Here is a 24,639-nt window from a genome sequence, read left to right on the forward strand (position 1 = left end):
GGTTCCAGAACGATTAATTTCCGCTTCCATGCCGTTTTTGGACGGATTATACTTCCCACCGATCGGCTCCCTAGCCTTCCCATTCACATAGAACATACTTGTATTTGTCGCATCGATTTGACTAGTAGGAAGAATGAGTTGAATATTACTTGGTATGCCTGAAATCTCTTGCTGTTGTTCATTTAGAAATTGGATGCGATATCCGCCGTTACTCTCTTTTACAAAACGAATGACGATAACCGGCTGCGATTGGAACAGTCGCTCTGCGGTCGCAACATTGAATACGAGGTTCGCATCCCCTGCATGAACGGTAATATAGTCAATATCCTTCCGGCCCACTAATCCACTCTTATCAAGTTTGAACATATATTCATTCTGTCCAGGCAAAGACAATATTTCCGCATTCACGATCAACTCTCTCGCTGGAACAATCTTATTTTCTGACAGTGCCTGCTGTACCGCTGACTTCGCCTTTGACGCATTACCTGCTAGGCGGGCAATCAATTCGGGTGTTAAGGCGATCTGACCGTTAACAGGAGTCGGCTTTTCACTGCTTGCGGCTGTGATTACAAGCTCTCCTGCTTGCGTTAGTCCTTCCACGATAACTGAGTTCTGCTTGTCTGCGCCAGGAATAGAGCGAATGGCAGTGAAATACGTATCGGAAGCCATGCTGCTGTCCGTGACATACAACAATATGTAAGTCGTCTCATCCGGAAAACCGGCTCTGGTTGTTGTGGCCCGTACAATGGTTTGTCCCGATTTATTCGCTGTGATGACCGGCATGCCATTCACATTCGTAACCGTTCCTATGCTCGGATCGTCAATGGTATACACTATTTTAGTTCCAGGAAACACATTGTTTGCGACAATAGGCTGTTGTCCGCCAGGCTGCAGAATCGTGATAAACGGATACAGGCTGACTTCTGGTGAAGTCAATCTTATTATCTCAGGTTGAGTTTTGATCTCAGGACGATCACCTGTTGGTGTGTTTACAATCCCTGAACGATCACTAGATGGTTTATCTGTTGACCCAGAATGACCGCCTGTTGAATTGTTTGCTGTCCCTGAATATTCGTCAGTTGATTTGTTTCCTTTTCCAGAGCTTTTGCCAGCTGCCGTTTCTTTCGTGAACACAACAAGCTTCGGGTAGGCAGAAACCTTATATTGCCATGCCCACAAGGTCTGATCCTTTTTCAGTACATAGTTTTCCATATAGCGGTCCTTGTCCTTGTAGTGTACGGAAGCGATATTCGAAAGCTCGGGGAACACTTTATCGCTGTCTATTGACCAGAGCTTATCGTCTGCTCGCAAAGCATAAGTAGTATCGATATTCGAATCTTTCAGCTGTGAGCCAAATTGAACAATTCCCTTAGCGCCTGTTGCTTTATGTAATTGAATCGGAGTACTTTCAGAATCATAAGTTTTCCAAGACCAAACCGTGCCATCTTTCTTATAAGCATAATTTGTTCTACCGCCCATCTCTATGTTGACGATGCCGTCAAGCCCTTTGATCTGCTCTGGGCCTTTGTTATCAGATTGGTTTGATTGGTTATTATGCAGCCAGTACATGTATGCTCCCCATTTCCATACCGAACCATCTTTTTTAACTGCGTATATGCGACCGTTCACAGATTTTATAGATGCAACATTATCAAGAATCTTAGCATAAGCCGTCGACGAAGCTTTGCCTTGTCGAGCAATCCACCACCAGACCGATCCGTCTGATTTTAATACAAATAAGGTCTTGTAATTTTTAGAGTTGCCGGTATAATCGGCGACGAGTGATGTTACGTGATTCAAATCCTTGATAGGCTTCGGAGCAATCCTAGAATCTTTAGGATGGGTGTTGTTCCTAGAATCCCAATACCATACGGTTCCGTCTTTTTTTAATGCAGCGTAATTCGTCATTAATCTACTTTCCCCGTTCGTGCCCTCGAATGAGAATTGTTTCACATCCCGCAAGCCCGGAATTTGCACGAGTTTGGCTTGATAGAATGGATCGGAAGCTTGGGCGGAATAAGCAAGTGTGTCCCAATACCATACCGTTCCGTCTTTTTTTGATAGAAGCATATTCCCATCAAGTATTTCGTAATCCTCACCGATACGTGTATAGTGCTGTTCGCTAACGGTATTTCCATTATTCACTTTGGCTTGAACCGAACCTGAATGACTTGTAAGGACTAACATAAGGCATAGCAACACTGACATTAATCGTTTCATTGTCGAATTCAATTTCGTTTCCCCCTCTTTTTCTATATTCCCTTACTTTCACTTTCATTTCATTTCATATTATCGGTTAAAAGCTACTTCGATTTCACTTTCGGCTACATTGTTCATATAAATACGAAAACTTACAAATACAAAAGTGCTGGCAAATTGCGCCAGCACTTCATCGTACAATCCTATCGAAGTAACATAACTTCTAAAGCGTAATCAGCATATGGATATCCTTCGGCTCTTTTTGGAAGAGCTCAGGATCTACTTCATCCGTCAACTGGCTGCCATTGCTCTTGTAAAAGGATACCGCCGAGCGAGTTTCCGTTGAAGAAACATAGAGGTGCTTTGCGCCCCTTCTTCTCGCTTCTTCCGCCAACTCATTCATAATGCGCGATCCGATCCCTTGTCTGCGATGAGTCCGAGATACATACATGAGATCAACCTGAAGCTGGTCGTGCTGCTCCCCGCGCCATTGATGAGCCAATACGCCGAAGCCTACTAAGGTGTCTCCATCGAAAGCACCGACGGCCATACCGCCGTTCTGCAGTTCGTATACATATCGTTCTTCCATCTCCTGCAGCTGCTCGATGTCCCAATTCGGACATTCGTGGTTCGCATGGATTTCCGTCATCTTGCCGTCATGCATCTCATAAATCAGCTCAATATGCTCCGAGCGATCGATTTCCTTCAATTTGTCCACTTGAGCTTCCGTCATTACTTGATAGTTTATCATTGTACTTCCTCCTATTTTTGCGTGAATGTGTCATTCCAAATCGATTTTCATCAGCTGGTATAACCAACTGCGACTTATCATGCGGCATTCAGGCAAAATGCAGGACGGGCAGCAGCCATTAGAATCCTGATTCTACAATTATGGATTACCCTTTCACCTCCCACTTAGATGCTAATCTATTATTGCAATGACGCTATTAATGCAATTGTTCTATTACTTGGATGCAGATTGGCCGCAAAAGGTTTCCGCAAAACATCATCCATTATTATACATCCATTCATGCGCTAACGATAGTGTCATAATTCGAAACATGCCGATGTTATGAGTTAAATATGAAGGTAAAAAAAAGCATGCTCGAAAAGCCTGTTAGGGAAGCTTTATTGAACATGCTCCAATATTGATTTTACATTTACGAATCTTGCATAATGTGATAACTGCACACACTTCCACCTTCAGCCATGCATGCTGTACGCTCTACTTGGACTTGGAGCAAGGAACGAAATAATTGCAGCTCGCAGCGGCAGGCATGGCCGTACCTGCACGCCACTTTGGCAATCGGACAGTTCTTCTCTTCGAAGGAAAAGGAGCCATCTGCATTCGGATGCACGTTTGCCATGTAGCCTTGTTCATTTTGCACTCGAACGAGAGCCTCCAGCCGATCCTCTAGCGTTTCTCCAGTAACTGTATCTTCATATCTTCGTTTCAGCTTAGTGCTTCTCTGTTCGAAGAACAAAGCCACACCCGTTTCCCCGTACAGCGCCTCAAGCTCATCGAACAGTTCAGTCGCTAGTTCATCATATTGACGTGGATACAGCTCAAATGCAGAATCAGTCAGTTGATAATAATGTGTCGGTCTGCCAACCTGATGGCGCTGCACCTTCGTTACGATGTGCCCCTCTTCTTGCAGTTCCGTTAGATATCGCCGAATTGCAACGCCTGTCACATCCATCCGATCAATCAGATCCTGAACTGTGACTGTACCGAGCTTTTTCAGCCAGAACAATACTTGTTCTCTGGAGGTGCTGTCTTGGCCGGAAAGATTTACTACACTCCTCTTTAGGCTCATACTCATGCGCATGCTCCTTTCCCTAATCATTCAATGCTCCAAGCGCCGTATATTCCATCGCTGTGATGCAGCCCACACCTTGCAGAAGCAGCGTCCTGCTTCCGCAACGTTTACGCACATCGTTGTTAACGTACGGCTTCATTGTAGCGACGGTTCACTTCTTCCCAATCCACTACATTCCACCAGGAGGACACGAAGTCCGGTCTCCGATTCTGATATTGCAAATAGTAAGCATGTTCCCACACATCCACCACAAGAATAGGCGTTTTGTTCTCCATTAGTGGTGTGTCCTGATTCGGTGTACTCATCACCTCAAGCTTATCTCCGTTCACGACGAGCCAGCCCCAGCCAGATCCGAATCGGCTGATTGCCGCCTTCGTCAGCTCATCCTTCATCTGTTCGAAGCTGCCGAAGTGCTTCTCAATGCCCTTCGCGATGTCTCCGTAAGGATTACCACCGCCAGTCGGGCTCATAATCGACCAATATAAGCTGTGCCCGTAATGTCCCCCGCCTTGGTTGCGAACCGCAGCATGTATTTCTTCCGGTACATCGTTCAAGTTGCTGATCAATTCTTCAACCGAAGCATTTGCAAATTGCGTCTGACCTTCCAATGCCTTATTTAAATTAGCCACATAAGTGGCATGATGCTTCCCATGGTGGATCTCCATCGTTCTTGCATCCAGATGAGGCTCCAGCTCATCGTATGCATACGGAAGTTCTGGCAAAGTAAATACGCTCATGTAATCATCTCCTTCTTGGTTCGTATATCCGGATATACCTCTAATTATATATATACCCAAAACTTTTGTATATAGTAAATTATTTTTCCTTAGGGAAACATTCGAGGAGAGATACATGGTTCACGTATTTCAATAAAAAAAAGACGCACCCTTCGAACGCCTCGAATGGATTGTCTTCACTCAACTACCTATTTTGTTGACATGCAATAGCTTCGTACAATATAACAGGCTGGAAACTGGCTGTTCTTTCTTCGTCCCATTGCTGTAGGTAACATATCTATTACACATGATCTGCGGTCATGTTTGGTTGAATAAGGTTTTTTCGAATCATATTAGCCGACACTGGCTGCTTCCCGACTTCTCTTGCCCAGACCGATAGCTGACCGATATGGTGAATGTGATGGGCTATGGCATGCCGCATCACTTCTCCCCAAGCATACACAAGTACAGTGCCGTCTGGTCGATGATCATAAAAAGGACGCGTCTCCATGCTGTCATTCCATGAGCGAACAAATTCTTCTACTTCAGGCCGAAACTGTTCATCTAGTTGAATGATTTTCTCAAGCGTATTGTACTTCTCGAATCCTTCTTCGAAGTCCTGCTTTCCTTGCAGTACACGAATCCAGCTCCACTCCACGTCAACCACATGGAACAGCGTGGGCAAGATTCCGCCGACTCCACCTATTCGCGGGCGAACCAGTTCCTCGTAGGGGATATCTTTACACCATTGATACCATTGTTCTCGAACCGTCCAGTTATAACGAAAAAAGGTCTGCAGGGCGATCCCTCCATATCAATTTTAGGTCATTTGGAACACTAGACATTTACGATCTGTCCTGTTTCATTGTAACAATCGTTGATTCGATTACAATTTAAAGACAGCCATGCTAGGTCATTTCTCGCGATTATTTCCTAGGTAATGATCAAAGATTACGATTTACATATTTTTTGTAGTATCCTCTGAACATCTGATAAATTGGATTCATGGCATCAATATCACTTCTGAATTTCTCAACTACTCCGAACAATTGGTGTTTCTCTAGTTCACTGCTATATTCCGATTCTTCAAATTCATTCAACAAATCATAAAAATACTCACAAGGTTCCTTTACGCTTCCTGTCCCATCCGAATACTCCCCTGATTTGCATAAGAAGGAAGCCCATGACAATTCGTTTCTTGCATATCTGAGATATAAACATGCAATGTACTGATCATAGAGCTTGGGATCGTTTTCTATAAATGGTTCGGAATAAAGGTAATGATTCACAATACTAATCGCACTTGCCTGATACTTTGTTACTGCTAATTGAATGATCCAATATGGTGGCTTCGTATAGACGTCAATGATTTCATCACAGAACAGATAAAAATGCTTATACCCGATTAATCTACTTTCCAACATCACACTTAATTTATATGTAAATGGTTTATCCAAAACGAGATCTCTTAAGGTAACTTTCTCATTCGACACAGCATATCCCCTTATTATTGTGGTACTTTCATCCTTATCAAAGAAAGCCTAGTATCTTATTGATCACTCTTTTTCTAATCTTACATTTATCTTCGTTACTGCATTTCAAGGATAACTGCCTCTTCTACGCCTCCAATTCGCCCTAACCTTTCACATATACATACAGTTTCCCGTTTTGGGGCTTCCATTCCGCTTTCCCTTTGTAATCCCTTCGGACAAGTTCTTTATGCACAACCTTCATCAATGCCCCATGACATACGATAAGGACATTCGACTGATTTTCCGCTTCAATCCAATTGATAACTTCTTTAACCCGTGTTAACGTTTGCTGCTTCGTCTCCTCTTGTGAAGAATGAGAGCATAGCCATGCCAATCGTGACAAGATCATCCATACAATGTGCGGCAGCTTGACGTTCGATTGCAACACGGAACGCATTCCAATCTCTCGAAGACGATGGGTTGTGATAATCCTGCCTGTATAAATATGCTCGGCGGTTGTCACTGCTCTTGATAAATCACTAGACACACAGAGATCCCACACTGTGGTGTCATTTGGAGGATCAGCAAGGATGACCTCTGCTTGATCATACTGCTCAACCCAATGATTGAAATCTGCGGAGCTCATCCACTTCTTCTCCAGTTTGCACTGAACGGGAAAATGTCTCACTAGCCCAATCTTCATTCCCTACTCCATCTCCTCATTCAACAACACCATATGGATGTGGTCTTCCCATTTCCCATTAATTTTGAGATATTTCTTGGCTAATCCCTCGAATTGAAATCCCTGCTTCGCTACTACTCTAAGTGAAGCCTTGTTATGCGGCATGATGTTGGCTTCGATGCGATGGAGCCCCAAATCACGAAATGCAATTGCAATCATCAAGCTCAACGATTCGGATATGTACCCTCTTCCTTGCAAATCCTTATCCAGCTTATAACCAAGATGACAGGATTGAAATGCCCCTCTAATGATATTGCTAAGTGCTATAGAGCCAATAATTCGCTCCGGATCGTCTAATTCATATATCCATAATTTGAACAAATGCCCTCTCTCATATTGAATGCGTTCTTCTCGCAGCACTTTTGCTTGCCACTCCATTGAATAGAAGGCGGGCTCTCTCTTAATCTCCCACGCTGACAAAAATTCCTGATTTCGTACCATGTAGTCCAACACCTGCTCGGCATGGACTTCATCAATTTGCTTCATGACTAATCTCTCGGTTTGAAAAATGGTTGACATCTCACGCCTCCATTTCCATCTTGAATCGTACTTTCTCTGCTGCTTGATATGAAGTATGTTGGGTTATGAAAAAAGCAAGCCTTCACGAGTAGAGACAATGGCTTCTGTTCCCATTCATGAAGGCTGCTTAGTTATTCGAAACGAATGAAGATATGTATAATTGGGAGGAGAATAATTCTCTATATGCGATGGGATTTCGTAGTTTCATATTCGTGTTCATGATCGGATCAAATGTAGAAGTCTAACTGCTCGGAAACACCTCAGTATTGTATTTTACATGAATGAGCCATGCTGAGCACCATATGTGGTCATTGATGCTGCCTTTCCTGCCGCATTACAATAGGCCGGAGAAAGCTAACTCACACTACCATTAAGTATAACGTAAATTCACAATATTGGAAACGAATGTACAAGACGCTCCTTTTCTCAAATCAACGAGTTAATCTATAATAATTTGTTTCCCTGTTGGGAAAGAATGCAATTTCTCTTTTAAAAGAGTAGCAAGGATTTTATATCCTTTTAAACCCGTGCAATGACAAGAATATATCGTATTAATAGGCATTTGCTCTAACTCATTACCAATCGAAATGATTTCTTCCTTTGTTTTCCCTAGTGTATTTATAATCGGTATTCCTATTAAATGGAACCCTCCAATGATTACGTCAATGTTCTTATTAGGAAATTTCTACTGCTGCTCCAAATATATTTTATTTCAAAATTCCATGTAGAAGCATTTCGACCGTACGCTGTAGGGCTTCCTCTAGCGACATCCGACTGCCTTCATCGGCTCTGCGATCCATAAGTTGATATAACGCTCCTACGTACATTTGAATGAACAGCTCCATATCAAAAGGTCGAATGTGTTGCTCTTGAATTCCCTGATGGATAAGCAAACGAATATTGTCCCATCCTTCTTGCACATACGCATCTACGAGCTTCCACTGATCTGGATAGAATTTCTTAAGCTCATCCAATGTACGAATATCAGTGAAGGCAAACGCGCTTGGAAGCGTCATTAGTGCCTGCTCTACTTTTTGCACGACAGAAAAGGATTCGTCATTCATCATTTGCGCTTCGGTATCCTTCATTTCTTGTATCGATTGATCAATCAGATACGTAATGATCTGTTCCTTGGAGTCAAAATGCTGATACAACGTCTTTGTGCTTATTCCGAGGCGACTTGCCACATCCCGTATTGCGAATTTCAACCCTCGGGCCTTAATCTCCTCAATGGCAGCTGCCGCAATTCTATCCTGCAAACGATGTACGCCCCCTTTTTATCACTTTCGCCAAAAAGAACAGTGGATATATCAAGAGGAATAGATTCGGTGTCCACCACATGACATCGAAATCCAATCGGATCGCCCAAAAGGAAATCGCCTGCAATCCCGAACAAGAGGTAAGCAACAAGGAAGCGAAACATAGCGATGACCACACAGGGTTCTTCCTATTGTAATAATAAATGCTTAGCAGTCCTGTAGCCGAAATGAACATATCAAGCGGGATAAAAGACATATTCCAGGCTACAAGCAGCTCATTGCTGTAATCCTGATAGAGATACTCTTTCGGAATCCATCCCATGAACGTAATCGTCCAATACACAATAAACCCAATATCCGTGAATAGCATAAGACCTTTCAATGTTCTTCCCATTTTACTCTCCCCTCGAACATGATGTAAAGAAAACAAGGCGCGGAAAACATATATAACATTATGTTTTTCTTGTTTTCCATCATACCCTTCCTTTTTCCAAGATTCAATAGAGCGCATAAAATTTTTACCAAACTTTAATATTCTCTATACCAAAATAGGTGATATATAGAAGGAGGGATTACAATTATATACAGAGGTGATCATGTTGATCAAAGTTAGACGATTATTACTAATGACATTGTTATCAGTAACCTTGCTTCCAGTAACAAGTTATTCATCAGCGGAAAATCAGTTTGCCGGTGACCCGCCCACAGTAACAGACGCCGTTTATAACGTTGCGCCTGAACTGGAGGTAGTATCGAGTCTAGCATCGAGGGAAGTAAAAGTGTCGAACTCTTCACAGTTAGAGAAAGCAATTGCCCAGGCAACTCCAGGGACAACCATCGTGTTGGCAAATGGTACATACACAGGTAGCAAAGCGCTTCAAATCAGTGATAAACATGGCACGCGTAAAAGTCCGATTACGATTAAAGCCGCAAACCGTGGGCGAGCAATTATTGCGGGTGCTGACGTGTTACACATTGCCCGTTCATCGTATATTGTCGTTGAAGGTCTGAAAATTACGAACACCGGAACTGCCGACCGCAGTGCAGCGGTTCAGCTTGACGGCTCAAACCATATTCGACTGACACGCAATACATTTGCCGTTCCTTCAACTGGGAATAAGACAATCTGGCTGGAGATCAAAGGTGAGAACAGCTCTGACAACCATATTGATCGCAATGATTTCAACGGGAAAAGCGATCCTGGACCAGTAATTGCTTTTAGTGGATTTATAAAGGAAACTAATAAACAAATTTCTCAGCGTGACGTGATTGAATACAACCATTTCCGCAACGTTGCGTTTTCTGAAGCAAACGGCAATGAAACGATTCGTCTTGGAACATCGAAGATCTCCTTAACCAAGGGTGAAATCAAAGTCCAATACAATCTATTCGAGAATTGTGACGGCGATCTAGAGGTGGTGTCGGTAAAATCAGGCGACAATGAGGTTAGGTATAACACTTTCATAAATAATCGTGGCGGTTTGATAGCCAGACATGGTCACAAAAATAAGTTTTACGGCAACTTCTTTTTTGGGGATGGCGTGAAGGAGAAGGTACTAGGCATTCGGGTATACGGAAATGATCATGAAATTTATAACAATTATATGGAAGGCATAACAGGTGATGCAATATTGCTGGACAGCGGCAGGTATGACGGTGGAACAGACGGGACACCAGAGAATCTTACAAATGAAGATTTGAGTTCCCACTGGCGAGTGTATCGTGCAACAGTCGTAAATAACACCATTGTTAACAGTAAAGTCGGGATTACGGTCGGTTCAACGAATGCGACTAAAAAATACGCCCCAACTGGAAGCTGGATAGCCAACAATATCGTCGCAAACAAGACGGGCATCTTATATCACGAGCCTAGCAGCACCGACACTGTCTTCAAGGGTAACATCGGCTTCGGTAGCACATTGAGCAATGCATCACGCAGCACTTCTGAAATATCTGCCAAAAATCCGGATTTCACCATCACCGAAGGCTTGCATAAACTATCTGCCAAGAGCCCAGCAATAAATAAAGCAGTAAGTGATAGCCAGCTTGAAAAGCGAGTGAAAGTGGCAGATGATATGGATGGTCAACCACGCTCGAAAACCGATGTAGGCGCTGATGAATTCTCGAATGCAGCTAGTAGTCGCAAACCGCTTAAACCATCTGATGTGGGTCCAAACGCACCGGAATAGACGGGATATAGTAATGAACTCATTATAACTCCTCATATCCGTCTTTCTGTTATAGACAATAAGTACCCTATCGAGAGACTTTTTTAAAGTGTCCACTCGATAGGGTACAGTTTATCGCAAGGGCATATTTTTTATTTTTATTGCATTTATTGCAACTTTCGATCGTGAATCACGCCGAACATCCCAGTCATTCCATCATGGTTATGGAACCCGTATTGCTCATAGAAATCCTCTTTCCCTTTCGAAGCAAATAAACCAACGAACGATTTATCTGGTGCCGTTTCTTCCAGATAGGCTCTGAGCGTCTCCATAATCAGTTTGCCGACTCCATTACCCTGATGCTCTGGAGCTACAGCAATATCCTGGATATAGAAATAAATCTGTCCGTCCCCTACAACTCTTCCCATTCCCACAATTTCTTCTTGATCATGCACAACGACGCCGAACAATGAATTGCGGAGCGATTCTCCAACAACATCAAAGTTCATGTACTCTTTCCATCCGACTGCACTGCATATTTTCTCATATTCAATTACAGTCGGAATTCTCGTCTCTATTGTATAGTTTCTGCTCATTTACCATTCTCCAATCTACTAGATCTCCCTGAATACAGAAGATTTAATTCACGATCATGTGTTTTCAATCAGCTACAAGTTCTGAGGGAGTTTCTTTTTGATAATTCTCATCTGGCCTCGGTGATTGATTTCATCCTCAAACACATGGAACCATTTGAAATAGTTGTTCGTAGGTTTACCATGCCAGAAGGGAGCTTCTTCATGCAGCCACTCATCATTTCTGCTCTTGAATCCATCGAGTGTACGCTGTCTAACTTCGTCAAACAACGTTAAATAGAAGTTCAGATCATGCCCCTTAATCAACTGCTGGCCTTTCTCCCCTAACTCTAATGCGGCTCCCCACGTTAGCAGTTCCTGCTCGGTTAATTCACGATGCTCGAATGTAAATGCTTGATACGCAAATTCAACAGCAGCCATATGGTATAGCAGCGCTCCAATGGAATTGCTGTGTGGATCTATCACATAATCCAATTGTGCCTGACTTAATCCCTCTACCGTATTCATCGTTGTGTAGCGCGCATAATTCATCATCGAAACGAGCCTGCTGATTTCTGGAGTAAAACCATCAATATCAGTGATCAGAAATAACTTTTCCATATCCATTGTCTTCTTCCCCCTTTTAATGGTATACAGCCCACTATGATACTAATTCAACCTTTGTTTCTATATTATATTTACAAATAACCGCTGCGAGTATCGAATATTGCAGAATCCAATTGACTCCACGGAGTAAAGGTTGTAGTCAACGGATACCGCTGTCCGGATTCTGCAGAACGATAAGCCCCGAACATAATCTCGTGGACATGCAACTGCTGCTTCGCGGATTGAATAGGCTGTTCTCCTGTACGAAGGCAATGAGCAAAGTAACCGATTACACTTTCACTTTGATGCAGTGCGAATTCGTCTCGTGGGAGATAACAATTCTCAAGTCCTCTCCAGCTTACTTGCTCCGCACCTGGAATTACTTGATCAGGCGAATGAATCACAAGCGGATAACCGCTGTCATTCAATGCTATCGTCCCCTTGCGACCGTAAATGATCGTGTTGTTCTGCTTAAATGCCATCCCCCATAAGGAGCGAATAACCGCATGCTGTCCTCCGGCAAATTGCAGGATCAGCGTCACATTGTCATCTACATCGCTGGACACCTTCTTGCCATCACCAACGATTCGATTTGGTATCAGTGTATTCACTTCTGCCATAACACTGACGGCAGGCCCTAATAGGCCGATTAGGCGGCTAAGTGGATATACCAAACAATCCAGAACCGCTCCGCCATGCGCGACAGATTTATCATAATACCAGTTGTCTCTCCAAGGCCCCGGCAGAGACAACTGCGCCTCCGCACCGGTAATCTTCCCAATATATCGTTCATTCACATAATCGACAGCCGTTAGATACACGGGATGCAAATCATACGGCAAGTTCATTAATATCACTTGTTTCTCTTCAGCAATAGCAACCATACGCCGACATTCTTCCAGCGAGGTTGCCATTGGCTTCTCATTGAGCACATGAAGCCCTCTTTCAAGTGCAGCGAGCACGGGTTCCGCATGTATCGAATGAGGGGTTGTGACGACGACGCCATCCAACTGCTCCTTGTCCATCATTTCACGATAATCATCATACCAGCTAGGAACTCCATATTCTTCTGCTTTTCTCTCTGCATTGTACAGATGTCTGGAATAAGTTGCGACAAATTGCACGCCTTCCAGCCCAGCTGCTTGTTCAAAGTAGCGGTTGCTCACATGCCCGCTGCCAATCATGCCTAACTTAATCGTCCTCATGTGATGTCTCCTCAAATGATATCATTTCACCAAATCCTTGACATGAATTCCTCTTATTCTTCCAAACCGCACACAAAATTGTCCAAGCATTCTCTCTTAATTCAGCATATCTTACTACTATCAAACAAAAGGAGTTGATAGGTTTGGCACGTATTCTCGATAAAGCTGCGGTTCAGCCACGCAGTAGATTCAACCCAGCAAATGCAGTTACGATCCGAAGAGCAAGAACTCGACTCGCTACAATCTCGATACGAATTCCAATGAACTCTCAACCGAATCGCGTAGACTTGGTAGCAACCGTAGGGGTTAAAGGTGTGACTGGAATTGCGCAAATCCTGTTTCGCATATTCCGCGATGGTAGAGAAATTTTCAATACGCAGCAAGGAATCGAATCCGCCGGTTCTGAACAGAATTACGTAGTTACCTTCCAGGCCGAAGATAGAAATGTAAGAACGGGCACACATGTTTATACGGTCACAGCAGAAAACCGTACGGCAAATACGAGAGCCGATATCGTTGGGCCAATATCGTTTAGTGGTTTAGCTGTTAAAACAAGAAACTAATAGATATTTTTCTATATCTTCAATAGGATCGTAATTTTCCTAGGGTTGTATTTGGATCTTATTTCTAATCTAAAGCATACCGCATCATGATCTACACTAGCAAATGAATGATTCCAGTACTCAATCCTATTCAATCAATCTTATAAGAACTCACAGGCTAGAATAGTGAACAGGGTAAATTGAATAGTGACCATGGCCTTGTACTCTTATCATAAAAAAAGCGGCAATCTGCTCTCATGAAACAGAGAGACAGATTGCCGTTTCAGATTGCTCTAATGTAAGCATGTCGAAAATCCACCCATTAGAAGATGCACCATAACTTGTTGCGAATGGCCGAACAGGCGGAACGAAGGAGTCCGACACGCTCTCAGCTCAACTCAGCTCAATTCGTATTGCTGCTCAACGGTGCATTCATATCCGCAACCTTAGCTCGGGAGGGATTCGTATTTATGATGATAGATGATACTCCAGCTGCATATCTCTCGGGTCGCTTTCATACAGCTTTTCATTTACTTCCGCTGCTTCCTTACATCCTAATGCACAGTAGAATGCGATTGTATCCTCAGCAGAGCCGGCGCAAATATAAATTTTATCTGCACCCCATTCTCTCGCTGTTTCGGCACAAGTCCGGAATAATACTTTGCCGATCCCCTTATTGCGATACTCTAAAGAAATAAATAAAGAGTCTAGCAGTACATACTTGTATGCTTGCCCAAACATTTCTCGATTAATCGTTCCGAATCCGACCAACTTCCCAGTTTCCTCAAATACGCCAACCGCACAGCCATCCTGATTGATAGTTTGTTTCAATTTCGAGAGGTAATGCACATAGCCATCAGGCCAATCATTCTCTTGATAATTAATTTCGATTAATCGACGTACACCATCTACTTCCCGCCATGCCCTTTTGATGTACTGAGACGGATTAATTTCTTGGATTCGTTCACACTCATCCATCGTTAAACTGCGATATATGTAAGACATGTTCCATTCTCCACTCAATCGTGATTTATTGTTACGCTGTAGTTAGTAGTGCCGCATGTACGCAACCGCAACCGATAATGGATGAAAGTTATTATTTTGCTAGCAGATCCTTCTTATAGAAGTGGTGCCGAAAGCCAATCGGTGCATCCTCAATAATCGCAATTGCTTCATAGCCATACTTTTTGTAAAATTCCGGCGCCTGAAAGCTGAACGTATTCAAGGTTATGAAGGTGCAGTTCTTTTCTCTGGCGATGCGATCTGCTTCCTGCAGCAATTGCGCGCCGTGGCCTTCTCCACGATGTCCTTCATCCACCCACAAAATATCGATCTCCATCCAATTCCAACATACGATACCGTTAAGTCCGGCGATGATTTCGCCTGTATCATTTTTGACACAAAGATGAACCTCTTCGAATCTAACATTTGGGACAATCTTTTTATTGAACTCAATCAATTTATTTCGTACATATTCAGCTTCCTCAGTTGTACCACGTGAAACACTGTAGTTATCTGGCATAACTCATAGCCCCCATCTTTCATAGATTAGTGCCTACATTTCTGCATAAGCTCAAACAGCATATATCTTGAGTATACACGAGTATCATCCAAAACAAAGTGCATACTTCGATTCAAAAAAGACATTGACCCTGAATCCTTCCATGTCATTATAGAAAATGATCGATTCTAAGCTCAGCCCTGTTGCTCCCACTCTTCGCGCAGCATGCCCATACGAATAGAATCGTAATATAATCCATTGTATAACCGGCACTTTCGAAGTCTCCCTTCGCATGTCATGCCAAGCTTTTCGGCGACCCTTATCATCCTCTCGTTCCCAGACCAGGTCGTCAGACCGATTCTTACGAGCGGCAGTTCGGCAAATAAATGATCGATCCATAAACGCAATGCCTCTGTTCCGTATCCTCCATTCCAATACTGTGGATTATAGATTACAATGCCGATCTCCAGCCAATTGGATGGCTTGTGTTCCCAGTAATAGCTCACAAAGCCGATTATCTCGCCGTTCACTTCTATTAACATTTCAGGCGTAGGCTTCGGATCCATATCTATAAATCTCGTCATCTCTTCTTGGTATTCTTCATAACTCTTGCTCTCAAGAGGATAGTACGGAGCGTCCCACTTCTTCCATTCCGGCTCTGCTTCACCGTATATGAACGAGTATAATTGATGTATATCGTCTAATGTAATATTGCGTAAACGAACTCTACTTTCGATTCGAACAACCTGCTTTTCATTCATTCCCTCTCACCTCATTAATAGGATGTCATTACACGCTAAGAAATTTCGTCCCCTCATTCCTTCCAATTGCCGACGATATTTCTTGTTTACAACATACACTTTATCCCAGCGTTAAGGTCAAGCATATAAAAGGCAGATGAGGGCGACTCTTATTTGTGCAAACGATGACGGAGGTATCATTCATATTTAACAGTTATCCCTTAGAGGTATTTATAATGCCAATTGGCATTCCTAAGCAGTAGCAACAACGAGATCAGCGGGTTTGGGAGCATAGGTGGTAGATTTGAGTGCTACCATCCGCTTAACGTTCATATTTCCAATTCTTTGCCTATCACCTTGTTGCATTGAAAAAAGTCCCTACACACATCAGCGATGCTTGATGTACGTAAGGACTTTTGGATTTACGCATATGACGTTACCTTCGTTGCAGATTAGAACTTGCTCTATTGACGCTTGCGGTTGATGCTACTGAACCAAGGTCTCTACTTCGTAAAACGAACAGTATGTGTTCGCCCCTTGGCTCCCGCAGTATTCACCGTCAGTTTAATCGAAGGCTCTGTCTGCTGCACCGTAATCGTTGAATCCGCCGATGCCAGCCTCCACCCCTTGCGATTCAATTCCATCACGACTTGCGATTGGTTCTGGGTTGGATCGGATACAGCAATGACCAGCTCCGAATCCGTCTCCTTCACCAGTGCGGAGGCCGGTTGCTTGGACGCTATTCCGTCCACAACCGCAGGCAACCAATAGTTGATCGCAGTTATACCCAGCTTATGCTCGCGAACAGACTGCACGCTCGTGCCATTGCTCAGCACGGTAATGTCCGGTGTTTGGCTGTAGTGAAGCGTCGCTTGCGCATCATAATTCGGCAGCAGCACATACGAATAGGAGCCGATATTCGGATTCGCGCCATGATCGAAGGCAAGACTGACATAGTCTCTCGTAATCGGTGATGCGGAGCCGCCGTTATTGACGTCCTTCCATGCTCCAGTACGAGCCTCGCGCTTGCCTTGAAGCTTAGCTGCTTTCGGGAAATAGTATCCAATATTCCCCTTGCCGTTCCCGTTTAAATGAGCCCATGACACGTCAGAAAACTTCTCCGACCACCCTGGTTGTACCGGTAGAACAGTACCATTTACAGTTAGTGCCCCACTACCTTCACTTACTTTGCGGTTATCGACAATCGTCTCGACTTGACGCCCATCTCCGCCCGTAATGCCTGTACCAAGCGCAACGATTTCATTGTCGAAGGCAAACCATGACTTTTTCCCCGTTAAAGAGCTGTTCTCCACAGTAAACTCCATGCCGGCTGCCCCATACTGACCGTCGAGGGAGGCTCCGCCTACCCATGATTTCGGACTAAGGTAATATTTCCAGTCGCGCAAGGGACTGGACGAGCCGTCTGTGGTCGTGCCCGGCAATCGCAGCATGTCTGCAGTAGCCCAGTAACCGTCGCTGTATTGGGTAATGTCATCATTATATAAGTAGGTCATACCGTTCCCCGTATGCCATGCTTTCTTGTTCTCTCCATTGCCGTACTCATAGCTCGCTATTCGCTTGGAAGACATACTGATACCGAAACCAAAACCAGGCCACAAATGAATGACTCTATCCATGCCGGCAAATACCTGATGCTTGACCAAATCTTCCGCTGGTGAAATGGAGGTATCTTGCAGCAGGTTCTTCATTAAAGCGATATCGTATGTTCCTAGGCCAACATAGTAATTGTCGAAGGAAACATCCTGCTGAAGCCAGGCCTTGACGGCAGACTTCATGCGAGTAGACTCCGCAGCAGGAGCGGCCTCGGACAGCCGCAGGATGCTCTTGATCGCGCCGCGGCCGGCAGTGTGATCGGTCGACAGTTCGCGGGATATTGCACGGCCGCGCACCATATCCATCATAGCGCCCTTGTATATAAGCGGCTCGAAGGAATCCTCAATCCAGCGGTATATGTTCGCCGCCTGCGGATCGATAACCTGCCATGGCGATCCATTCAGCAAATAGAGCATCTCGGACAGCCGATCCAGCAATACCGTTCCATAGCTGCCTGTATATGCAATGACATCGTGCTGCACGAATGAGCCATCCGCATAGAAACCGTCCCCCCGAGTTACATATGGAAATACCGGATTTATCGCGTCTCGGCCTTGCATCAGCTTCGCATTCGAAGCACCCGTCGCTCCTCTTAGAATCACAACGAAGGCCTTGTCTACTAGGTTAGCGCCCGTTTCCATAAGGCTGGGCTGCACCGTTCTTCTTGTCGGGTCTGGGACAAACGCATCAATCGCGCGATTGTAGCTTTTGATTTGAGCGGCAGACAGATCATCGAACAGCAACACCGTAATATCGTTCAAATATTGTGGAGAGCCGATCTCCCAATCCCACCAGTTTTTATAAGGAGCGACACGCTCATTGTAGCGATTGGCATACATCCAATCGAGTCCGCTCATAAGATCTTCGCGCAGCTGCGGATCGCGATACAGCGACGAGCCTTGCGTAGCGTATGCCAGCGCCATTTGCCGCAGGCGTTGAAATGCGCCCGTTACATGAGCCGATTCAGCTCGGCTGGACAGGTCGCTCCATAGCGAGCTGCGATCTGCCTGCTTGTTCATCGTATTCCAGAACCCTGTGCCGCTGCCATTGCTTACACTCTCCACTAAAGAAGCAATCGCCGCGTTCATATCCGAATCCGCCGAATGATAACTGGCATTGCCGGTCAATTGCTGAATGCGCTTATCGCGCACAGCCTTGAATTGTGCTGCATCTGCTGGAGGATTGGTAGGTTCGCTGCCGCTATTGCTTAGGCGAATCGCATCATACCATGCCTCCCCAGCCGCACTCTCATAGAACAGCTCCACCTTCAAGCGGGTTGCCTGCTGCGGAATGGACAGTTCCAAACGCTGCTCCGTCCAATCATGCGTTCCGAACAGCGGAGATGAAGATGGACCAGAACTGATTTTATCATTCGAGCTGTTCAAATATTGCGTGCGAATAAAAGCCCCGCCGTAAGAAACACTCGACTGCAAGTCCTTAGTCCGCAGCCAGCCCGTGAGTGTGTACGATTCGCCTGGCGTTACGTCAACGGTTTGCAGAACGTCTGCCCGCGCATATTCAGCACTGCTGATAGTAAGCGACCGCTCCCCTTCATAATAGATATCCGAATCTAAGGACAGGATCGGCTTGCCGGATGGAACCCACTCACTCCAGTAGCTGGGCTGCAATGCGCTCCAAGGTTCCCCTGGAGGCTGTCCCGCTTCAAAGCTGCCGTTAAGCAGATTGCCTGCTTCCGCTCTAGCATTTGGCTGTCCCATAACGGGAATAAGAGAGCACAGCAAGAACACCGCTAACGTGACACGAATAACGCGATGTGGCCATTGTTTCATTATGTATTTCCTCCTAATGGTTTGATGATTTATTTGTAAGCGTTATCATAAATAGATAGCTCAACTATAAGCGATCCGACCAAAAGGAGTGTGTGTCTTATTTTGACTTCATTGTGCATAATTTTGCCCAATGGGAAATAGATCAGCACACATAAAGCATTTCTGCCTCATGTACGCCAACCTCCGTCACTGATTACTAAGCATATTGATTTCTTCTACTATAGGAGAGAACATGCCTTGGCACAGGATATAATTCTGACCCCTATATGCATTTTTTTGACTTACACACATAAATGCCGCCTTTCCGAAATCGGCTGCACGTTTACACAGCACAACTTGAAAGAGACGACTTTTTCAAAGATATATGCGATTAATTCCCCGTATACCATCGTCAACTATGATCTTCAATACTTGATATTTTCCCGTTTGTGAATGTAAAAATGGTTTTCCCTGTTAGCTGAATCTTATCTCCAGCCTTCAATCCGTTCGGAAGATCAACAGCCAATGAGCCTTCGTAGTCAATATCTACTTCAATGCGGCCATCACTTTCAATATACTGTAGAATGGTTTGTCGGCGACTCGAAAATAATCCCGCTGAGTGCTGTGCGAGCTGTTGGAAGGGTTCAATTCCATGTGTCTCTATAGTTACTTCTCCATTGGCAACATTCCGGAATACGATGTCTGGATGCAGCAGCTCGACCATCCCTTTTATATCGAATGAATTATAAACTCTCACATATTCCTCAATGCAAGCAACTTCTTCTTTCCTATTCACCGACATCCCTCTCTTCATTAAGAATAACTCCGTTTGAGTCCTGCTGATCTTTATGTCATACAGCCATTTTATTTGGTGGAACCCCTGTTCATTCTAGGCCGCGATCTGTTCGCTTTCCCCTTATTTCCTAACTCGCAGAAAATAATGAAAATACTCTTCATCTCTCTCGAACCCATTACGCTCATACAATCTCTGTGCCTGTTCATTATCAATGGCTGTCGACAGTCCAAGTCCTTTGGCATTCATCTGTTGTGCATACTTCACCGCTGCCTTCAACAGGAGTTGTCCAATCCCCTGCTTTCGATGTTCAGACCGCACAAATAGATCATTCAGGATATAAGTTCTCTCCATCGAAATGGAGGAGAAGGAGGGGTATAATTGCGTAAAACCGGCTATTTCCTTCGTATCATGATCTCGGGCTATAAGAACAACCGAATCCCGGTGCTCAAACCGCTCGAATAAAAAACGGCTGGCTTGCTCTACATTTGAGTCCTGACCATAGAATACACGATATAAATTAAATATCTCTGCTAGCTCAGGCAAATCTTCGATTGTGGCTAGCTTTACTGCGTATGCGGTCATGTTCGTCCATTCCCTTCTATATCTTCTTGCCCTTCATTATGGTTGCATACTTGCTCTCTGTCTCTTCTACCATCTCTAGTAGGAATCCCGTCTGCTTATACAACTGCCTGTACGTATCAACGCTAGCAGGATAGAGCTGCAATTTCCTATCGTTGAACTCAAACCATTCCAAATCCTTGCTTACCGACAAAATCAAATATCCGCCGAGTTTTAGTGAAGTATATATATTCCGAAAGGCCTGTTCTTTATTCTCAATGTGCATTAACGTTATCCGAGCTCGATCTTCTCGTAATGCTCGACTACCGGGAATGGATCATAATAATGATGCAAGAGTGCCTTCCAATCCTGATATTCCTCCGAACCCCTAAATCCAATTGTATGATCCTCTAGTGTCTCCCATCTGACTAGCAATATATATTTATTCTCTTGCTCCATACACTTCTGCAGCTCATGATCGATGTAGCCCTTCATACGAGAGATGATCTTGGAAGCCTGTTTAAAGCTTTGCTCAAACGCTGAGTCTTGCCCCGGAATGATATATAATGCGGCCACTTCGAGAATCATATTGATTTCCACCTTCTCACTTTGAGTTATGCAATGGAATACTTCAGCGACACCACCGTTGCTTGCTGCGCGCATCCATTTCCTTCCATAATCTTTCGCATCGGAGCATTTTCGATTTCCGTTGCCCCGAGATACGATTTTGCTTGAAAGTCATGCTGCAAGCGATACAGGCCGATTGTATGTAACCCTCTCCCCAATCCCTTCCCCTTATACGAAGGATGAATGCCTATCCAAAATAGGCGTCCTTCTTGATTCGTATCTGGTTCGATATGAGGAAACACGACGCCTACGGGCTCGTTATTGAACATGTAAACGGTATACATGTTATCTACTTGAGATGGCAATTCAATCTTCATGGTATCAAGAAATTTTGCTGCATCATGCCTACTCGTATCCATGACTTCCGCTAGAAAAGCGATAGCCTTTGGTTCATTTACGGGCCAAATTTCATAGGCGGGAACAGATATGCCTAACTGTTCTCTAAGTTCCCTGGTATATATCGCTCGTTCACCAATGATGCACATTTTTTGCTGCACGACGGGCAGCTCATGTAATAGAGTGTGAGAACACTCAAGCAATATGGATTGCAGTTTATTCCTTGTCATGCTAGACAACAGCTCATTGATCAGAATATCGATTCTAGCTGCATCCTGTGTGCCATGTAACATTTCCAGCATGACAGCAGCATCGCTTTTCAGATGATGCACACCGACCTCTTTTAGCTGTTTCAATAATTCATTGATTTCAGTCATTTCATTTCTACCTTTCTACTCTTGATGAGAGGATTCCAGCTTACCAGCTTCCTTATTCTATCTTCTTCCATTCGATCATTATTCTGAAACTCCTTCTGCGCACACTTGCAGATAGACCTTGAAATATGGATAGATATTCATATACTTGATTAAGTGCGCAAATTTTTCCTATTTCAACAAATGCAATTGATTTCGGACAAGTCGAATGAATGACTACGGAGGGATGATGTGTTACCTACCAGAATAAAAGGCAGTGAGACATACGTAAAGTTTGTTCTCTTCACCTATATGCTGATGGCACTTGCAGGCGGACTCGCAATTGCTCTCGGTTACTCGGGGTTCACGACCAAAACAGCTTCGTGGATGTATCTATATATTCTTATCGGAGGATGGTCTCCTACAATCGTCTCGTATTTTGTTTTAAAACGAGACGGGCAAGTCTCTTCCTTGAGAGAATGGCTGCGCAATCTTTTTGACGTTAAGCATAGTCTAACGTTGTATTTACTGCTGCCATTATTTTTGCTTCTCCATTTCGGTATTCGAGGATTTCTTTCAGATGTTGATATCGTGATGCCTTGGTATTATGTCATTCTTTTGATACCTGCGATGGTGATTGGAGGTGGCTTGGAAGAAGCCGGATGGAGATATATATTGCAGCCCGCACTCGAGAAGAGGATGTCCTTTATTCCTGCAACGCTTGTAACTAGTGTGATCTGGGCGGTATGGCATTTGCCACTATTTTTTATCGTAGGATCAGGACAATACGGAAAAAGTTTTCTTGTATTTACTTTTCAAATCATCGGTCTAAGCTTCGCATTGGCATGTATTCGAAAGATAAGCAACAGCGTCTGGCTCTGTGTGTTATTCCATAGCTGTTCCAACGCCTTAGCGAATGTATTTATCGTAAAATCATCCGTAATGGCAGCGATCATCACTGCTGTTGTAATGGCAGTTGTTTCGATATCGATCATCATGTTCGACAACAACAAGAGATCGAACGTTCAACATCCTACGCGGTCCCTATAATTGAAAATTAGTAAAATTCGAAAGGGACTACCCCTCTAGCGTTAGGATTACAAATCCCGCTTCTGTGGATAGTCCTTATTTTATTTGACTAGTTATGAAAATAACCTTCAGCCGATTCATTTCATTAACATTTTGAATCACAATGGCCCTGCACAGGAAGGCTTTTCGCACGCATCGATAACGCTTTATGATCAAGCGAGTAGCTAATAAAGGCGAGAAGTGAGGCAGCGATTGCAACAATTCCGCCAACCCATGAGACATCGATAAGCTTCATATTCGTCGAAACGAAGCCCCCTAATGCCGATCCGATTGCGATCCCGACATTCACAGATACGGGAGCTAACGATGATGCGAAATCTTTAGCAGACGGAAATTGTTGATTAGCCAGATCAATAAAGTACAGCTGGATCGTTGAGGTCATGGTGTACATGGCTAATCCAATGAATGAAATACTAATCAGTCCCGGAATCAGCGATTGGGAGCTGCTTACATGATAAAACCCAAGCATTTGCAATCTTACAGACTGCGCAACGCTTGGGTTCGATTACATGCTTAATAAAGTTCTTGATCACGTTCTAGATTACGTCCTTGATTATGTTCTTGATCACGTTTTGATGCTATTAGTTATTCAGTTTACAGGCGCACCAATTGCAAGAGCCTCTTGAAGCACGAGCAAGGCTCATTCATGCTCCTGAATGACGAAGGGAACTTCGGACTTCGGTCGGCTCACCCAGATTCGTGTTATCGTTTCATTCTCTCTAGAGAACGGATGAACTTCGTAATATCCGGTGCTTCTTCAAAAGGAATCCACGTCAGCTTCATATGATGTCCGTTCCAATCGACATAAATGGTTGTTCTCAACATCGCTTGCTCCCCCAAGTGTCGGCAGCCCTTAACAGGTATGGGCTGCGCGTTCATTTATATCTGCACCTTCCGCTTAGCCTGAAACGGATACATCTTGTACTCTCCATTACCAGATGAATATTTCAAGATGTTCCAATCATCAGGCACCCCATTGTAATACGCGCCAATGCACCCAGTCGTACAGCGATGACCAGCAATTAAAATATTCACTTCTTGGAGACTTTCGTCCTCCATCAGCTCATTCATGAATGCAAATACCCTCTTCGCATAACTGCGTGGTTCTTCGACTCCTCCATATACATTGGGATCAGGAATCCCCCCTAGCAGCTTTACCTCATTCTTTAGCAGACCATCGGCTTCCCCTAAATCATATACATCCAGTCTTGAATCAATCGTGGGATTTATCCCTGTCGCAATCTCTGCGGTCTGAACAGCTCTTTCTTGCGGCGAGGAAAATACGTAATCAAACGTAATCGATTGAAGACTGTCTCGCAGCTCCTCCGCTTGTCTCACCCCAATTTCATTTAACGGGAGACCCATTCTCCCCTGAATTCTTCCTTGTTTATTAACATCCGTTTGACCATGCCGAACTACGTAAATCATTCTTCCAC

28 protein-coding genes are annotated in these 24,639 nt (G+C 44.1%); 3 read left to right on the top strand and 25 right to left on the bottom strand.

All coding sequences use genetic code 11. The features are described from left to right. From BLS15_RS08085 to BLS15_RS08130, 10 genes are all read right to left on the bottom strand, one after another. Positions 1 to 2,232, bottom strand: a 2,232-nt coding sequence (locus BLS15_RS08085; protein ID WP_254777315.1) for an RCC1 domain-containing protein, incomplete at its 3' end; no start/stop codon positions are given. Positions 2,233 to 2,422: 190 nt separating this feature from the next. Continuing rightward, positions 2,423 to 2,950, bottom strand: coding sequence for a GNAT family N-acetyltransferase (locus BLS15_RS08090; RefSeq protein WP_072728627.1), 528 nt, complete (start codon positions 2,948 to 2,950; stop codon positions 2,423 to 2,425). A gap of 409 nt (positions 2,951 to 3,359) precedes the next feature. Continuing rightward, positions 3,360 to 4,022 carry a helix-turn-helix transcriptional regulator gene (locus BLS15_RS08095; protein WP_175460743.1) on the bottom strand — a complete coding sequence of 221 codons (663 nt, stop codon included), beginning with the start codon at positions 4,020 to 4,022 and terminating at the stop codon, positions 3,360 to 3,362. Between the two features lie 119 nt (positions 4,023 to 4,141). Then, entirely contained in the window at positions 4,142 to 4,756 is a 615-nt protein-coding gene (locus BLS15_RS08100; protein WP_090511093.1) for a superoxide dismutase, read from the bottom strand. Positions 4,757 to 5,036: 280 nt separating this feature from the next. Further along, positions 5,037 to 5,534: a DinB family protein gene (locus BLS15_RS08105; protein WP_090511097.1), complete on the bottom strand. Its 498-nt coding sequence runs from the start codon at positions 5,532 to 5,534 to the stop codon at positions 5,037 to 5,039. Between the two features lie 145 nt (positions 5,535 to 5,679). Further along, a complete protein-coding gene (locus BLS15_RS08110) occupies positions 5,680 to 6,228 on the bottom strand; it encodes a hypothetical protein (protein WP_254777316.1) in 549 nt (182 codons plus the stop codon). Positions 6,229 to 6,370: 142 nt separating this feature from the next. Further along, complete coding sequence (locus BLS15_RS08115) at positions 6,371 to 6,910, bottom strand: histidine phosphatase family protein (RefSeq protein WP_090511100.1); 540 nt, start codon at positions 6,908 to 6,910, stop codon at positions 6,371 to 6,373. Between the two features lie 3 nt (positions 6,911 to 6,913). Continuing rightward, positions 6,914 to 7,468, bottom strand: a complete 555-nt coding sequence (locus tag BLS15_RS08120) for a GNAT family N-acetyltransferase (protein ID WP_090511103.1) — start codon at positions 7,466 to 7,468, stop codon at positions 6,914 to 6,916. A gap of 707 nt (positions 7,469 to 8,175) precedes the next feature. Then, positions 8,176 to 8,727 (bottom strand): TetR/AcrR family transcriptional regulator, encoded by a 552-nt coding sequence (locus BLS15_RS08125; RefSeq protein ID WP_090511106.1) that lies wholly within the window; start codon positions 8,725 to 8,727, stop codon positions 8,176 to 8,178. Then, positions 8,717 to 9,121 carry a YvaD family protein gene (locus BLS15_RS08130; RefSeq protein WP_021255942.1) on the bottom strand — a complete coding sequence of 135 codons (405 nt, stop codon included), beginning with the start codon at positions 9,119 to 9,121 and terminating at the stop codon, positions 8,717 to 8,719. Before BLS15_RS08130 ends, BLS15_RS08125 begins: the two co-directional genes overlap by 11 nt. Positions 9,122 to 9,323: 202 nt before the next feature. Between BLS15_RS08130 and BLS15_RS08135 the strand changes: the two genes are divergently transcribed. After that, positions 9,324 to 10,916: a polysaccharide lyase 6 family protein gene (locus BLS15_RS08135; protein ID WP_254777317.1), complete on the top strand. Its 1,593-nt coding sequence runs from the start codon at positions 9,324 to 9,326 to the stop codon at positions 10,914 to 10,916. Positions 10,917 to 11,062: 146 nt separating this feature from the next. Here BLS15_RS08135 and BLS15_RS08140 read toward each other — a convergent pair whose 3' ends face one another. The 3 genes from BLS15_RS08140 to BLS15_RS08150 all read right to left on the bottom strand — a co-directional run bounded on the left by BLS15_RS08140 (position 11,063) and on the right by BLS15_RS08150 (position 13,278). Continuing rightward, positions 11,063 to 11,491, bottom strand: a complete 429-nt coding sequence (locus tag BLS15_RS08140) for a GNAT family N-acetyltransferase (protein WP_021255943.1) — start codon at positions 11,489 to 11,491, stop codon at positions 11,063 to 11,065. Between the two features lie 72 nt (positions 11,492 to 11,563). Beyond that, on the bottom strand, positions 11,564 to 12,088 hold the full coding sequence (locus BLS15_RS08145) for a DinB family protein (RefSeq protein WP_028532260.1): 525 nt from the start codon (positions 12,086 to 12,088) through the stop codon (positions 11,564 to 11,566). A 77-nt stretch (positions 12,089 to 12,165) separates the two neighbouring features. Further along, a complete protein-coding gene (locus BLS15_RS08150; RefSeq protein WP_021255945.1) occupies positions 12,166 to 13,278 on the bottom strand; it encodes a Gfo/Idh/MocA family protein in 1,113 nt (370 codons plus the stop codon). 143 nt (positions 13,279 to 13,421) lie between these two features. Here BLS15_RS08150 and BLS15_RS08155 point away from each other — a divergent pair, with 143 nt between their 5' ends. Next, on the top strand, positions 13,422 to 13,841 hold the full coding sequence (locus tag BLS15_RS08155) for a hypothetical protein (protein WP_021255946.1): 420 nt from the start codon (positions 13,422 to 13,424) through the stop codon (positions 13,839 to 13,841). A gap of 447 nt (positions 13,842 to 14,288) precedes the next feature. Here BLS15_RS08155 and BLS15_RS08160 read toward each other — a convergent pair whose 3' ends face one another. From BLS15_RS08160 to BLS15_RS08200, 9 genes are all read right to left on the bottom strand, one after another. Further along, complete coding sequence (locus BLS15_RS08160; protein WP_090511111.1) at positions 14,289 to 14,825, bottom strand: GNAT family N-acetyltransferase; 537 nt, start codon at positions 14,823 to 14,825, stop codon at positions 14,289 to 14,291. 91 nt (positions 14,826 to 14,916) lie between these two features. Next, on the bottom strand, positions 14,917 to 15,342 hold the full coding sequence (locus tag BLS15_RS08165) for a GNAT family N-acetyltransferase (RefSeq protein WP_021255948.1): 426 nt from the start codon (positions 15,340 to 15,342) through the stop codon (positions 14,917 to 14,919). A gap of 173 nt (positions 15,343 to 15,515) precedes the next feature. Beyond that, positions 15,516 to 16,082, bottom strand: a complete 567-nt coding sequence (locus BLS15_RS08170) for a GNAT family N-acetyltransferase (protein WP_090511114.1) — start codon at positions 16,080 to 16,082, stop codon at positions 15,516 to 15,518. Between the two features lie 482 nt (positions 16,083 to 16,564). Further along, positions 16,565 to 19,465 (bottom strand): polysaccharide lyase 8 family protein, encoded by a 2,901-nt coding sequence (locus BLS15_RS08175; protein WP_090511117.1) that lies wholly within the window; start codon positions 19,463 to 19,465, stop codon positions 16,565 to 16,567. A 391-nt stretch (positions 19,466 to 19,856) separates the two neighbouring features. Beyond that, entirely contained in the window at positions 19,857 to 20,246 is a 390-nt protein-coding gene (locus BLS15_RS08180) for a nuclear transport factor 2 family protein (protein WP_090511542.1), read from the bottom strand. 114 nt (positions 20,247 to 20,360) lie between these two features. Further along, the gene (locus tag BLS15_RS08185; protein WP_028532258.1) at positions 20,361 to 20,822 is read right to left on the bottom strand and encodes a GNAT family N-acetyltransferase; all 462 of its coding nucleotides are present in this window, start codon (positions 20,820 to 20,822) and stop codon (positions 20,361 to 20,363) included. Between the two features lie 16 nt (positions 20,823 to 20,838). Further along, positions 20,839 to 21,084, bottom strand: coding sequence for a class I SAM-dependent methyltransferase (locus tag BLS15_RS08190; protein WP_051614061.1), 246 nt, complete (start codon positions 21,082 to 21,084; stop codon positions 20,839 to 20,841). A 5-nt stretch (positions 21,085 to 21,089) separates the two neighbouring features. Next, entirely contained in the window at positions 21,090 to 21,386 is a 297-nt protein-coding gene (locus tag BLS15_RS08195) for an antibiotic biosynthesis monooxygenase family protein (protein ID WP_028532257.1), read from the bottom strand. Between the two features lie 26 nt (positions 21,387 to 21,412). Beyond that, positions 21,413 to 22,138, bottom strand: coding sequence for a GNAT family N-acetyltransferase (locus BLS15_RS08200; protein WP_231515099.1), 726 nt, complete (start codon positions 22,136 to 22,138; stop codon positions 21,413 to 21,415). A 228-nt stretch (positions 22,139 to 22,366) separates the two neighbouring features. Between BLS15_RS08200 and BLS15_RS08205 the strand changes: the two genes are divergently transcribed. Next, entirely contained in the window at positions 22,367 to 23,164 is a 798-nt protein-coding gene (locus BLS15_RS08205) for a CPBP family intramembrane glutamic endopeptidase (protein WP_051614060.1), read from the top strand. Positions 23,165 to 23,288: 124 nt separating this feature from the next. Here BLS15_RS08205 and BLS15_RS08210 read toward each other — a convergent pair whose 3' ends face one another. The 3 genes from BLS15_RS08210 to BLS15_RS08215 form a co-directional block, all read right to left on the bottom strand. Then, a complete protein-coding gene (locus BLS15_RS08210; protein WP_217635862.1) occupies positions 23,289 to 23,678 on the bottom strand; it encodes an MFS transporter in 390 nt (129 codons plus the stop codon). A 227-nt stretch (positions 23,679 to 23,905) separates the two neighbouring features. Next, a complete protein-coding gene (locus tag BLS15_RS29790; RefSeq protein ID WP_268744461.1) occupies positions 23,906 to 24,028 on the bottom strand; it encodes a hypothetical protein in 123 nt (40 codons plus the stop codon). Between the two features lie 54 nt (positions 24,029 to 24,082). Then, complete coding sequence (locus BLS15_RS08215) at positions 24,083 to 24,631, bottom strand: histidine phosphatase family protein (RefSeq protein WP_021256408.1); 549 nt, start codon at positions 24,629 to 24,631, stop codon at positions 24,083 to 24,085. Positions 24,632 to 24,639: the final 8 nt, after the last annotated feature.

The sequence above is a fragment of the Paenibacillus sp. cl6col genome, assembly GCF_900102125.1.
Classification (GTDB): Bacteria; Bacillota; Bacilli; order Paenibacillales; family Paenibacillaceae; genus Paenibacillus_B; species Paenibacillus_B suaedae.